The sequence below is a fragment of the Micrococcaceae bacterium Sec5.1 genome, assembly GCA_039636795.1.
In the GTDB taxonomy this organism is placed as follows: Bacteria; Actinomycetota; Actinomycetes; order Actinomycetales; family Micrococcaceae; genus Arthrobacter.
The window spans coordinates 680,500-693,053 of record CP143430.1; the positions used below are offsets into that span (position 1 = coordinate 680,500).

11 protein-coding genes and 1 pseudogene are annotated in these 12,554 nt (G+C 60.9%); 8 read left to right on the plus strand and 4 right to left on the minus strand.

From position 1 onward, the window contains the following. Nucleotides 1-185: 185 nt before the first annotated feature. From VUN82_03355 to VUN82_03370, 4 genes are all read left to right on the plus strand, one after another. Nucleotides 186-1,436 (plus strand): serine hydrolase domain-containing protein, encoded by a 1,251-nt coding sequence (locus VUN82_03355; protein ID XAS72912.1) that lies wholly within the window; start codon nucleotides 186-188, stop codon nucleotides 1,434-1,436. A 359-nt stretch (nucleotides 1,437-1,795) separates the two neighbouring features. Then, nucleotides 1,796-3,559 carry a hypothetical protein gene (locus VUN82_03360; GenBank protein ID XAS72913.1) on the plus strand — a complete coding sequence of 588 codons (1,764 nt, stop codon included), beginning with the start codon at nucleotides 1,796-1,798 and terminating at the stop codon, nucleotides 3,557-3,559. 54 nt (nucleotides 3,560-3,613) lie between these two features. Then, complete coding sequence (locus tag VUN82_03365) at nucleotides 3,614-4,369, plus strand: SDR family NAD(P)-dependent oxidoreductase (protein XAS72914.1); 756 nt, start codon at nucleotides 3,614-3,616, stop codon at nucleotides 4,367-4,369. Nucleotides 4,370-4,587: 218 nt separating this feature from the next. Continuing rightward, entirely contained in the window at nucleotides 4,588-5,544 is a 957-nt protein-coding gene (locus VUN82_03370; GenBank protein ID XAS72915.1) for a nucleoside hydrolase, read from the plus strand. 161 nt (nucleotides 5,545-5,705) lie between these two features. Here the strand turns inward: VUN82_03370 and VUN82_03375 are convergent. Next, a pseudogene (locus VUN82_03375) lies at nucleotides 5,706-6,041 on the minus strand (phosphogluconate dehydrogenase C-terminal domain-containing protein). 284 nt (nucleotides 6,042-6,325) lie between these two features. Here VUN82_03375 and VUN82_03380 point away from each other — a divergent pair. The 3 genes from VUN82_03380 to VUN82_03390 all read left to right on the plus strand — a co-directional run bounded on the left by VUN82_03380 (nucleotide 6,326) and on the right by VUN82_03390 (nucleotide 7,283). Then, a complete protein-coding gene (locus VUN82_03380) occupies nucleotides 6,326-6,556 on the plus strand; it encodes a hypothetical protein (protein ID XAS72916.1) in 231 nt (76 codons plus the stop codon). Nucleotides 6,557-6,747: 191 nt separating this feature from the next. Next, complete coding sequence (locus VUN82_03385; GenBank protein XAS72917.1) at nucleotides 6,748-7,107, plus strand: LapA family protein; 360 nt, start codon at nucleotides 6,748-6,750, stop codon at nucleotides 7,105-7,107. Beyond that, nucleotides 7,104-7,283 (plus strand): hypothetical protein, encoded by a 180-nt coding sequence (locus VUN82_03390; GenBank protein XAS72918.1) that lies wholly within the window; start codon nucleotides 7,104-7,106, stop codon nucleotides 7,281-7,283. Before VUN82_03385 ends, VUN82_03390 begins: the two co-directional genes overlap by 4 nt. Nucleotides 7,284-7,416: 133 nt before the next feature. Here the strand turns inward: VUN82_03390 and VUN82_03395 are convergent, their stop codons facing one another. Next, nucleotides 7,417-7,716 carry a DUF4193 domain-containing protein gene (locus VUN82_03395; GenBank protein ID XAS72919.1) on the minus strand — a complete coding sequence of 100 codons (300 nt, stop codon included), beginning with the start codon at nucleotides 7,714-7,716 and terminating at the stop codon, nucleotides 7,417-7,419. A gap of 157 nt (nucleotides 7,717-7,873) precedes the next feature. Next, the gene (locus VUN82_03400; GenBank protein XAS72920.1) at nucleotides 7,874-10,366 is read right to left on the minus strand and encodes a glycoside hydrolase family 3 C-terminal domain-containing protein; all 2,493 of its coding nucleotides are present in this window, start codon (nucleotides 10,364-10,366) and stop codon (nucleotides 7,874-7,876) included. A gap of 141 nt (nucleotides 10,367-10,507) precedes the next feature. Here VUN82_03400 and VUN82_03405 point away from each other — a divergent pair, with 141 nt between their 5' ends. Then, nucleotides 10,508-11,122, plus strand: coding sequence for a TetR/AcrR family transcriptional regulator (locus VUN82_03405; protein XAS72921.1), 615 nt, complete (start codon nucleotides 10,508-10,510; stop codon nucleotides 11,120-11,122). A gap of 54 nt (nucleotides 11,123-11,176) precedes the next feature. Here the strand turns inward: VUN82_03405 and VUN82_03410 are convergent, their stop codons facing one another. Then, nucleotides 11,177-12,523, minus strand: coding sequence for an aspartate kinase (locus VUN82_03410; GenBank protein ID XAS72922.1), 1,347 nt, complete (start codon nucleotides 12,521-12,523; stop codon nucleotides 11,177-11,179). Nucleotides 12,524-12,554: the final 31 nt, after the last annotated feature.

A 12,554-nucleotide genomic window follows, 5' to 3' on the forward strand; every position in this document is an offset into this window, starting at 1 on the left:
TGAGCAAGTGCCAATGTCGCGCGAGCGTCTCTACGCGCAAGTCCGGACGCGCAACAGGCTCACGATGACGCAGAGGAGCGCTATGGTCCAGGTCTCATTCAACGATGGATGGGGCGTGCGTTCGTGGGCGAGTATCTTCGCGGCTCTCGGCAGTGGCAGGTCGCCCGCTGTAGCCGTCATTGGCGGTGGCAGGCGAGGGACTCGAGGATGTCACCCTCGCCCTGTACGCCGTCTCCACATCAACCGCCATTGAAAGTGAAAGGGAAGTGCAGATGACGCACGGGACAACAGTGGACCTACTCGCGGAGAGCCGATTTTCACCGGTCATCGACGCGTTCGCCAATACGCTCGACGAAACAGATCGCAGCGGTGCCGCGTTGTCGGTGTGGCTGGACGGGCAACCAGTGATCGAGGCACGAGGTGGCACCGCCGATGCGCGCACCGGGGCGCCCTGGCAACCGGATACGCTGGCGGTCGTCTTCTCCTGCACGAAGGGGCTGGCGGCGATCGCCATCGGCCATCTACTGCAGTCGGGAGCCCTGAGCTCGCTCGACATGCCGCTCGCGGACATCTGGCCCGAGTTCGCCGCGCACGGCAAGGGCGAAGTCTCGGTCGGCGATGCACTCGCCCATCGCGCGGGGGTTCCAGCGCCCAGAGTCGACGTGACGCTCGACCAGTTGCTGGACGGCAATTCATTCGCTCGCATCATCGCGGAGCAGGAGCCGTTCTGGACTCCGGGAAGCGCCCACCAGTATCATGCAGTGACGGTTGGAGCGATCAGCCAACAGATCGTCTCTCGTATCGCCGGTCGTTCACTTGGTGACTACTTCGCTTCTGAAATAGCGCGTCCGCTAAAGGCCGATGTGTGGATCGGTCTTCCCGCCGAACACGAGCCCCGGGTGGCTCACATAATCGAAGGCCAGCCCGCCCCGCCTTCGCCGGACGCAGACGGGAATCCCGACCTGGAATGGCTGACGAGGGCGATCACCCTCGGCGGCGCGATCCCTCCGAACCTGCTAGGACCAGGGCTGGGATTCAACGAGCCTGAACTTCACGCCACAGAGATCGGAGGAGCAGGAGGGATCTCGAGCGCCACAGGACTCGCTCGCATCTGGTCGGCGACCGTGGTGGAGACCTGCGGAGTGCGGCTGTGGAACACGGAGACAGCTCGAGCCCTTGCTCGGCCTCGCAGCGTGGGAACCCCATTTTTCGATAGCGGTCCGCCGCCGTACCAGTCCTGGGGGGCGGGAGTGATGATCTCCTCGGGATGGGATCCTTACCTGACCCCGGCCTCGTTCGGACACGACGGCGCCGGTGGACAGGTGGCATTCGCCGACCCAGACTCCCGCATCGGGTTCGCGTATGTGACAAATCGGCTCGTCGACATGGAGCGTGGCATCAGCGTCGTCACTGCTCTTCGCGACGCACTCGGATAGCGCGACGTTCCCCGTGGGGTCGTTACGCGGGTGGGTTGGGATAGCAGAGCCACAACTGTCCTGTCCCATAAGCAGCTCTCGGTGTATCTCCCACCCCAGCGCGGATGACGCGGATCCCGCTCACCGATCTGGACTTCTGGAGCTCCCGTTCCCGGGCAATGGGTTCGGGCTGGCGGTACCTACAAGATAACTGGTCAACCGGTTGACGAGGGCATCAGCTGTCGCGCTAAAATTTGCCAATGCTGAGAGACAGCGCCGAAGGGTTCCGCCCGAAATGCGGACAAGTAGAAAGCAGTGACGTGTCCTTTGTGTCCTCATCAAAGTCGGGGGAGTTATCAGAGTCGCTGCAGCGGCGGCTCATGCCCCCTGTCCGACTGCTGACGGCAGGTCCTTGGTCAGCACGGCTCACAGGTGACGAACTAGGTCACATTGCTTATGCTGACCGACCTGTGTTGCGGGCGGTCAAGGCCGTGGTGCGGGACCAGGACTGGCGCACGCCCCAACCGCGGCTGAGCAACATCGAAGTAACGCACAACGACGACGGCCTTCGGGTGCGCTGGGAAGTTAGGTATGCGGGCTATGGGATCGATTATGGGGGGTTCTTGGCTGCTAGCTTTACGCCGGAAGCCCTGGACATTTCGTTTGAAGGTACTGCTATCCACACTTTCCGCAGCAACAGGATCGGTTTGGTGGTGCTTCACCCGCCCACTGACGCGGGCCGAGAGATTCGGGTGGAGCATCCCGATGGAACCAAAGAGCGTGCGCACTTTCCTGTCGCTATCAGCCCGCACCAGCCGTTCAGGGACATAGCAGCCCTTGAGTGGGTAGATGCAGGCACCGCTTTCCGCTTGTCATTTACCGGCGACATCTTCGAGACTGAGGATCAGCGGAACTGGACAGACGCGTCGTTCAAGACCTACAGCACGCCGCTTGCTCGGCCTTTCCCTGTTGTTGTTGCCCGCGGTGACACCGTACGCCAGGCCGTGCGCATGGCCGCAGCTCCCTTCGAGCCCAAGGAAACGCCGAACAGCGTTTCAGTTGCCCCCTTGCCCAGGAACGACGAGACAATCGTGATCGATGCCCGCCTCGGTCTGACTGCGGGACACGTTCCAGCGTTGGCTCTGGGAGCCGGATCACCTTCCCAGACCGTTCCTCCCCTCCCCGGACTTGAGGCGGTTCTGGTAGAACTCAGCGAAGGAGCAGATTCGAATTCCCGGTCGGGCTGGGCGAATCAGTTAACTGATGCTGCGAAACAGGCAGCAATCCATGGCGCCGCTCTCGATATCAGAGCAGTGACCCGCGACCCTGCAGGTGTTGTAGCGGACCTCGAACCGTACTTGTCCCGGACCCTCCGGCTGGGAGTGTTTGATCCGGTTAGCCACGTGACCGACCATAGCTCGTGGCCGAAATTCAGGTCGGCGGTGCGGGCTGCCGGGTTCAATGGCAGTCTCTTGGCCGGCGCGCGGTCGCAATTCACGGAATTGAATCGAAATAGCAGCCGCCTCCCGCTGGATGCAGACGCCGTAACCTTCAGTGTCACGCCCCAGACGCATACTTCCGAAGTTGCCCACATCATCGAGAGCGTGCCGATGCAGGAGCTGGTGCTTGAAAATGCGCTGCGCCTGGGCGGCGGCAAGACCGTCCACGTGGGGCCGGTGACCCTCCTTCCCAGATTCAACGCCGTTGCAACGTCCGGCGTTGCCTCCGACATGGAATTTGATGAGTTGCAGGCCGAACCTTTCGCGGCTGCTTGGGTCTTGGCAAGTGTCGCGGCACTAACTCGCAAGGAGGTCGGTTCCGTAACCTTCTTCGAAACATCTGGGCCAAGGGGTATTGCTGACCGTACGGGACGGCTGAACCCTGCCGGTGAAGTGCTGAAGGAGCTTGCGGCCCTGAGGAGCAGCCCGACGCTGTCAGTTGACCTTTCGACCGATCTTCCCGTCACGATATATCCAGTCCAATCGTCGGCAGGCCTAGTCGTTTTCGGAGCAAACCTGTCCCAGTCGCGAGTAGACCTTAACATCCACGGACCGGATGACGACGTGGGCGAAGGGCCTCGGCGCCTTACCTTGCAGCCGTGGTCAGCAGACATTCTGCATTACTGTCCCCAACCTGTTGATTAGCTCAAGAAGTTCACGCCCGCGCCGAACCGCATCGCCCCACAAAAGGAGACCCTGATGACCCCACGCCTACAAGGAAAAACTGCCCTCGTTACAGGGGCCGGCTCGGGCATCGGACTTGCTGTTGCACAGCGATTCGTTGCCGAAGGTGCAACGGTCTACTTTGCCGATGTCAACGTGGAGGCAGCAGAAAAGGCTGCGGCGGCCACGGGAACAACCCACGCGCACGCTCTTCGGATGGATATTTCTGACGAGGAAAGTGTCATGGCCGCTTACGCTGCCTTGGCCGTTAACGACAGGCTGGATGTTGTTGTGGCGAACGCTGGAGTACAGCTGTTCGGTCATGATGCTCGAGTCGGGGAGCTTGATCTGGACGTGTGGGAGAAAACAATCAACATCAACCAGCGGGGCACGTTTCTCACCCTCAAGCACGCTGTCAGGGCAATGGAAAACAGGGGTGGCGCCATCATCTGCACAGGCAGCCCCACGGCCGTCGTGGCGTGCGGCAGGACGTTCACCGCGTACACCAGCTCCAAAGCCGGAGTGCACGGTCTTGCGCGTGTGGTCGCAGCTGATTACGCACACGCGGGAATCCGCGTCAACATCGTCGTCCCCGGATACACGGAGACGCCCCTCGTGCAGGCCATCGCAGATGACCCTGTTAGCCGCGCCGGCCTGGTTGAATCCACGATGATGAGGCGCCCGGGAACAGCCTCCGATGTGGAAGGCATCATGGTGTTCCTGGCTAGCGACGATGCCGCCTACGCTACCGGCGGCATTTTTACAGTCGACGGCGGCCTGACAGCACTATGAAGGGTCATGGCACTGTCCGCAGGGCATGCCATAAAGCCCTGGGAGGGCGCCAGTTGGACCTGGCCAGCATGCTCCGGCCGCGCAAACAGCCTCCGTAACGGCAGCAGGCAGGGTTCGTGGCCGTAACAAAATACAACCCGCAATCGGAAGCATGCTCAAAGCATGATTTCCAGTTGACTCAACATTTCGATAAGCAGCACTAACACTCAGGAGTCTCCATGCAAAGACGCAGACTAATTATCAATACCGACGCCAAGAACGAGGCGGACGATCAGTTTGCGATCGTCCAGGGTCTTCTTTCGCCGAGTCTGGACATCCGGGGAATTATTCCGGCGCATTTCGGAACATCCCGTACTCTTTCGAGCCGAGCAGAGTCGCGCGAAGAGGTCGATTTTTTGCTGGACCATCTCCGGCTTCGCGATAACATTGTGGTCGCCGATGGGGCAGATGTAGCGCTTCCTGACGAATTCACTGCCGTCCCCTCCGCGGGTTCGCGTTTGATAATTGACGAGGCGTTTGCGAGCGATGACCGCTTGTTTGTGGCATTTCTTGGTCCTTTGACTGACATGGCCTCGGCGATCCTCGAGGAGCCCTCTATCCAGGACCGGGACGTTGTCGTCGTGTGGATCGGTGGTCCTCCCTACGGCGGTACGGTTCACGAGTACTCAAATGAGTTCAATCTCAGCAACGACGTGCATGCCGCCAATGTGGTCTTCAGCTCGCGACTCACCATCTGGCAGATCCCGATGAGCGTCTACACCATGGTGGGCGTCGGTTATGCAGAACTGGCAGGTAGGGTCCGGCCTTGCGGAAAGTTGGGTGAATACCTTACTCAACAACTGATCGACTTCAACGACGCCCATGGGCTGAACATGGAGTACCGCACCCTGGGCGACAGCCCGGCCATTGGAGTCGTGATGAACCCATCTGGCGCAATTTGGCGGGACTGGCCAAGACGCCGCTTCACTGATGACTGCCAAATGATTCCGTCGGACGGTGGCTCAATCCTGGACGGCCCCCTCAAACCGACTCGCACTGTAGATGCTGATTTCGTCAATAGAACCGTGCGGGTAGCGGAATCAATTGACTCGCGCTGGCTCCTTGAGGATTTCTTCCATAAGCTGGATCAGTTCTCCAAGAGCATTGAAGCTGGTGGCGCCAGCGGAAAAATATAAGCGACAAGTGCAGTAGGACCTGGTCGCCGAAGGTCTTTTCAAGTAAGAAAGAAAAGCTCCCAACTGATACTGTTGGGAGCTTTTCTTTTGGGAGAAATAGGTGGTAATACGATGTGCCGTAGTAGGAAACTCACATGGCTGCCGCCACGGTCCTAACAGCTCTAACGCTTTACGGCTTCGAGCTTGAGCATTTTGGCGATGACGTTGTCGAGTTCGGAGTCGTTGAAGATCTTCTTCCAGTCGTCCTTGATGATGGTGTCTTTGCCGTACTGGATGGCGATTTCGCAGGCCTCGGAGAACGGGTTGGAGCCGCGCAGGGCGTTGGTGAGGGCGATTTGGACGTGGCCGAACAGCATGGCCTTCGCAGCGGCCTCGGGTACGCCGACGGTGTGGACGGTCTCGTGCAGCGCCTCGTTCAGGAGGGTGCCGATCATGCAGGCCTCGGGCGCGTCGTCGTCGATCGCGGCGACTACGTTCTGGGGGGCGCCTTCGCCGCCGACCCAACGCCAACACGAATGTATGCCGGCGTCGCTCCTGACATCCCAAGTAGCCATCTTGGAGCCCCCCTTGCGTAGATGAACCCCACATTGCGGTTCCTTTGGAATCGCCGCTGAACGTCGCAGTGGAATCCATCCTGGCCTCCTTGGCAGCCATGGCCCGGCCCCTTCCGGCACCAAACGCTCGCGCCTTTTCCGGTCCGCGGGCGTAAAATTGGCGTACTGGTACGGCATACGCCGTCCTGCCGCTTTTTCTCTCTCCAGTTGAAAGGAGGTGGAAGAACATGGGACGCAAGTTGGAAACCTTTCAGCACGTGACCGAGCGGCTGCAGTCCGTATTCGGACCGGCAACCCATGGGGACACGGATGCCCCTGTTGTGCATAAACACGACGACTTCGAAACGGCTTCCGAGGAAGACTTGAAGAATTTCGAGGTTGAGACCGATTCGGAGGGTCATCACTACGCTGTCCGGAACAACGATCCCGGGCCGACTTCAACTGACTACAGCGTGTGACCACCAGTGACTGTGACCGACAGTAACAGCGGCACCCAAATACCGAAGGACCGGACCGCGAACTCCGGTCCTTCCTTATTCCGATCCAGCCTTGCCCTGCCACTGTTGAGCCACTTATAAGCATGCTTATTATATGAGTGCACGGACAAGTGATGAGCACGCATACGTTCTGGGAAATGAGGGGGCTGTCAATGAGCGCTCAAGATGATGCGGCAATGGCCCAGAGAGGCTCTGGACGGGCGGACCACATACAGCCAGGGGTGGCACCGGCAAGTTCCCGGCCCACGCGAACAGCAGCGATCTGGGTGGCCGTAGCTGTGGGCCTGGTGGTGTTGGTCCTGTTGATCGTGTTCTTCGTCCAGAACCAGGACATGGTCACCGTCCGGTTCTTCGGATTGGAAGGCTCCCTCGCCCTCGGCACCACGCTTTTCATCGCAGCCGTTGGCGGGGGTGTGCTGGTGGCGCTTGCCGGCGGTGCGCGGATTCTTCAACTCAGGGTGAGCAACCATCGGCGCCAGAAGATGATCGGCGGACAGGGAGGCGGGCTATGACGGACACGCCACGCGACGATGACAAGTCGCCGGGCCCGCCTGCTCCAGAGGACGGCAGGGAGGCCGCCAGCCTTCTCGGCGACGCCCTTTCGCCTGTGGTCGCTCCTGAATACACCGACGAGGAGCGACTGTCGGAGCCAGATAAGTCCGAGCCCGATAAGTCCGAGCACGTATAAGGAGGGCAAAGAGGAAGCAGGCGACAAGTAGTTAATTGCGGAAGGACCGGAGCGTGCGCTCCGGTCCTTCCGCAATTAATCCCGACGGCGGCACTCCCTGACGATTCATGTTCCGCCGGGGTGGCGGTCGTCTTTAGCCTTCGCAGTCAGTGCAGTAGGCGACGCCATCCTTTTCGCGGGCAATCTGCGAACGGTGGCGGACCAGGAAGCATGAGTTACAAGTGAACTCGTCGTTTGCCTGGGGGATGACCTGGATGATGAGTTCTTCAGCGACGATTTCGCCGCCGGGACCGTTGGCGTCCAGGCCGTCAGTTTCGTCGAGTTCAAGAACGACGCTCTTCGCCGTGGGGGCGCTGGCGGACTGGAGCGCCTGGAGGGACTGCTCCTGGTTCTCTTTTACATCGGTACGGAGTTCGTCGTAGTCGGCTGCCACTTTTTGATGCCTCTTCGTGTTAGGGGGTTACCGGGTATGCAACGTACAGCATGCCATGAAAATTCCATACCATACCCCAGATTCGGCGCTTGTGGCGAAAACCACGTGCGTGGCGGCCCAAAAAAGGCCGCCACGCCGCGCCAATTGCCCTCTATTATTACCGCACCTCGATGTCCAGAGTCTGGAAGGTGTCCGCAACATGGCGACCCACCAGCAGCCGGAAGCTTCCACGCTCAAACTGCCAGCCGCCGTCGTAGTGCGCAAAAGCCTTTGCCGGAATGCGGACTTCAACGCTGTCAGTCCCCGCTGGAGCAAGGTGCGTTCCCGCGTAGCCCGCCAACCAACGGACCGGACGTTCCACAGCGGAATCGGTGCGCTCAAGGTAGACCTGAACCACTTCACGTCCCGTACGCGTGCCGGTGTTCTTCACCGGGACGTGCACAACCACGTCCTTGCCGGCCTGAACCGACTGTGGCGCGTGTGGGGTGCCGAATTCGAAAGTCGTATACCCGAGACCGAAGCCGAAAGGCAGCGCCGGAGCCGGGCCGCCTGCCGCTTGCTGCTTGAGCCACGCGCGGTAGCCCACATGAATTCCCTCGGAGTAGACCACTTTGCCGTCTACGGGAGTGGTGTTCAGGACCGGGACATCTCCAAGGGGTGCCGGCCACGTTGTAGGGAGCCGACCACCAGGTTCATCGGCGCCAAGCAGGATATCTGCAATCGCGCTGCCGAACTCCTGTCCACCGAACCAGCCCAGCAGCACCGCGTTTACCTTCTCGAGCCACGGCATCACCACCGGTGAGCCCGAGTTCACAACCACTACCGTGCGTGGGTTGACTGCGGCGACAGCCTCAACGAGTTCGTTCTGGAACCCGGGGAGGTCCAGGTCCTTACGGTCAAAGCCCTCGGATTCGATGGCTGCATTGGTTCCTACGACCACAACAGCTACATCTGAAGACCGGGCGGCTTCCACCGCGGCGTCGATCTCCGCCTGGGGATCCGCCACCACGGTTTCTTCGCCCAGCAGGATTGCCGTGAACGGGATGATCTGTTCCTTGGGGAGGCGGTATTCGGCCTCGATGCGCACGCTTTGGCCGACTGCGGTCTCAACTGCGTGAACAGTCTTGGGCGGATCGAAGAGTGCAGCACCGAGGACGTCGGTGTCGTCCTGGATCTCTTCGTTGAAGACTTCGGCTCCATCCAATGAGAGACGGATGTGCCCCACAGTGCCTACTCCGAGGTGGTGGACACCTGCCGAGTCGGCTGTCCAATCGGTTTCCATCCGAATGATGGCAGCGCCTTCCGGGATGCCGATTCCGAACCAGATCAAATGTGAGGCGAGGCGGTCGTCGCCCGAAATCTCTGTGCCGTCCTCCGCGAGGAACGTCACACGGATCCCTGGGACGTTGGAGACCGGATTGTGCAGTGAAGTCCGGGGGAACGCCTGGAGGCCCTCGGCCACCTTGGCGCCGCGCGCGTAGGTGACACGGACGCCGTCGGGCAGTGCATTACGCAGGCCCTCCAGTGGCGAGACGGTGTACTTAGGCATCACCGTGGCGCTTCCGCCGCCTTGCGTCCGGGCCTCTGCCGCATTGTGGCCAATCACCGCAACGCTGTTCAGGGTGGTGGGATCCAGTGGCAGGATGCCGCCTTCGTTACGGACCAGCACGGCGCCTCGGACGGCAACTTCACGCGCGACGGCGGCCCCGTCAAGTTTCGCGGGGAGATCGGTGACCGCGGGCTGGAAGCCTTCGAGGGAGCCGACGCGGGCAGCGAGTCGCAGGATACGGGTGACCTTTTCCCGGATGGCCCCGCGGCTGACTCGGCCATCATTGACGGCGGCCAGAAGCTTGGGTCCCCAATGGCCTACAGGCCCTGGCATTTCCAGATCCTGGTGGGCGTTTGCGGCATCAACGGAACGCACTCCCGTCCAGTCCGAAACCACCACGCCGTCGAAGCCCCATTCCGTGGAGAGCGGGGTTTCCAGCAGCTTGTTTTCGCTCGCCGTGGTGCCATTGATGGAGTTGTAGGAGCTCATGACCAGCCAAGCTCGCGCTTCCGTAATGGCGTCTTCAAACGCTGCCAGATAGAGCTCGCGCAGCGGGCGTTCGTCCACTACAGAGTCGGAAGTGAAGCGTTCCGTCTCGGCCTCGTTGGCCAGGTAGTGCTTGGGAGTCGCTCCTACGCCCATGGACTGCACTCCGGCGACGTACGCGGCGGCCATCGTTGCCGTGAGCCGCGGATCCTCGCTCATGCATTCGAAATGACGGCCACCCAGCGGCGAACGATGAAGGTTGATGGTGGGGCCGAGTACGGCGTGGACGCCCTTGCGGCGGGCCTCCTGGCCGAGAACCTGCCCGTAGCGGCGAGCGGTTTCCACGCTCCACGTGGCGGAGAGCGCGGACGAGGACGGGAGGGAGATTGAGTCGTGGCGTTCGTCGAAGTCTTCGCCACGGACGCCGGCCGGTCCGTCGGACAGGACGACGCGACTGAGCCCAATTTCAGGGATGGCGTGGGTGGACCAGACATCCGCTCCCGTCAGTAGTTGGATCTGCTGCTCCAGGGACAGGCTCTGTGCCAGTTCCCGGATGCGATCTTCGGCATCGGGCACGCCTGTTGCCAGGACTGCTTGGGAGAGTGTGGGGTTCATGTACTTGACTCCTGATGAACTCAATGACCCACCGTCGGGTCTTATCAGGAGACTTTAGCGACAAAAATCTAGTGTGACTAGGTTTTTATGGAAATAAATCTAGGACGACTCGATTTTTGATGGGTGAAATAGACTGACTCAATGTCTACTTCCAAGGCCCGCGGTCAATATGCGAAGGGTGCGGAACGCCGCGAACAAATCATCCAGACGGCTACCGACGTCTTTGCGACCGAAGGATTCGAAGGGACTGCGCTCAAGCGCGTCGCGGAACTCGTTGGGGTCAAGGAAGCCACCCTTTTCCACTACTTCAAGGGCAAGCAGGAACTCCTCACCGCAGTCCTGGCAGAGCGCGACCGACGGGCCATGGCTGTGGCAGGCCAGGAGGAGGTGGGCCTTAGCCTCATGCCGCCGATCGCCGAGCGGAACCAGCATGAGCCGGGGCTGACTACGCTGTACGCCGTCGCATCCGCCACAGCCAATGATCCCGGCCATGACTCCCACGGATACTTCAAAGAGCGGTACGAAAACGTGGTGCAGGGAATCAGCGAGGACATCGCCCGACGCCAGCAGACCGGTGAAGTCCGGGGCGACGTCGACGCGGCCATGCTGTCCAGATTGGTTGTCGCGGCGTTCGATGGCCTGCAGTTGCAGTGGCTCTATGACAAAGACGTGGACATGGCGGAGGGACTAAGGCAGCTCATCGACGTCCTGCTGGCTCCGACTCACCCAAGTAGCTCGCAGCAGAGCGCGTTATGAAGGCTCAAAACGCGCTCTGCTGCGACCTGGTTGGGGTGCGTCGCTTGCTGAGCCCTAGCGGCCGGTGCCGCCATAAACGGTAGCTTCAGCGTCGCCGTCGAGCTCGAACGCGGCGTGGATGGCGCGGACGGCGTCATCCAGGGCGTCCGCGCTGGTAACCACGGAGATGCGGATTTCCGACGTGGAGATCATGTCGATGTTGATGCCGGCATCGGAGAGGGCCTTGAAGAACGTTGCCGAAACGCCGGGGTGTGAACGCATCCCAGCGCCGATCAGGGACAGCTTGCCAACGTGCTCGTTGTATTCGATGCTCTCGAAGCCGATCTGGCCTTCAGCTGCCCGCAGGGCTGCCAAAGCATCGGCGCCTTCAACGATTGGGAGGGTGAACGAGATGTCCGTGCGGCCCGTGCCGTGGGTGGACACGTTCTGCACGATCATGTCGATGTTCGAGTGCGCGTCCGCGATTACCTGGAAGATCGCGGCGGCCTTGCCGGGGATGTCCGGTACGCCTACAACGGTGACCTTGGCTTCGGACCGGTCGTGTGCAACGCCTGAGATGATTGGCTGCTCCAAGGCAACTCCCTCTTGAATCGTGAACTTTTCATCGGCGCTCGGGATGACCCACGTGCCTTCGTGCTGGCTGAATGAGGAACGGACGTGCAGCGGCACGCCGAAACGGCGGGCATATTCCACGCACCGCAGGTGCAGAATCTTGGCGCCGGAAGCAGCGAGTTCCAGCATTTCTTCGCTGGAGATGCGGTCGATCTTCTGGGCGGAGGACACAACGCGGGGGTCGGCGGTGTAGATGCCGTCCACGTCGGTGTAGATTTCGCAAACGTCGGCTTCGAGCGCTGCAGCCAAAGCAACGGCCGTAGTGTCCGAGCCGCCACGCCCCAGCGTGGTGATCTCGTTGGTGCTGCGGCTCATGCCCTGGAAGCCCGCCACGATCGCAATGTGTCCCTTGTCCAGGGCGGTGCGGATGCGGTGGGGGTCGACGTCGATAATCCGGGCCTTGCCGTGGATGCCGTCGGTAATCATGCCTGCCTGGGAGCCCGTGAAGGACTGTGCCGAGGCGCCAAACTTGTTGATGGCCATAGCAAGCAGTGCCATGGAAATTCGCTCTCCTGCGGAAAGGAGCATGTCCATTTCGCGGGCAGGAGCGGAGTCCGTCACCTGTCCTGCGAGGTCCAGGAGTTCGTCGGTGGTGTCTCCCATGGCGGAAACAACAACCACAACCTCGTTGCCGGCCTTCTGCGCATCCACAACACGCTGAGCGACCCGCTTGATGCCATCAGCATCGGCAACCGAGGAACCGCCGAACTTCTGAACGATCAGCTGCTTGGTAATGGCAGCTCCGTCGGAGAGCTCTTCGATCTTCACTTCGGTAGTGGGCATAGTCATGCGCGCACCCTCACTGCATCAATAGGGTTCG

Bases quoted from the DNA above. Each gene is read 5' to 3' on its own strand.
- VUN82_03360 (XAS72913.1), top strand. From the start codon at position 1,796: ATGCCCCCTGTCCGACTGCTGACGGCAGGTCCTTGGTCAGCACGGCTC.
- VUN82_03365 (XAS72914.1), top strand. From the start codon at position 3,614: ATGACCCCACGCCTACAAGGAAAAACTGCCCTCGTTACAGGGGCCGGC.
- VUN82_03370 (XAS72915.1), top strand. From the start codon at position 4,588: ATGCAAAGACGCAGACTAATTATCAATACCGACGCCAAGAACGAGGCG.
- VUN82_03380 (XAS72916.1), top strand. From the start codon at position 6,326: ATGGGACGCAAGTTGGAAACCTTTCAGCACGTGACCGAGCGGCTGCAG.
- VUN82_03385 (XAS72917.1), top strand. From the start codon at position 6,748: ATGAGCGCTCAAGATGATGCGGCAATGGCCCAGAGAGGCTCTGGACGG.
- VUN82_03390 (XAS72918.1), top strand. From the start codon at position 7,104: ATGACGGACACGCCACGCGACGATGACAAGTCGCCGGGCCCGCCTGCT.
- VUN82_03400 (XAS72920.1), bottom strand. From the start codon at position 10,366: ATGAACCCCACACTCTCCCAAGCAGTCCTGGCAACAGGCGTGCCCGAT.
- VUN82_03405 (XAS72921.1), top strand. From the start codon at position 10,508: ATGTCTACTTCCAAGGCCCGCGGTCAATATGCGAAGGGTGCGGAACGC.
- VUN82_03410 (XAS72922.1), bottom strand. From the start codon at position 12,523: ATGACTATGCCCACTACCGAAGTGAAGATCGAAGAGCTCTCCGACGGA.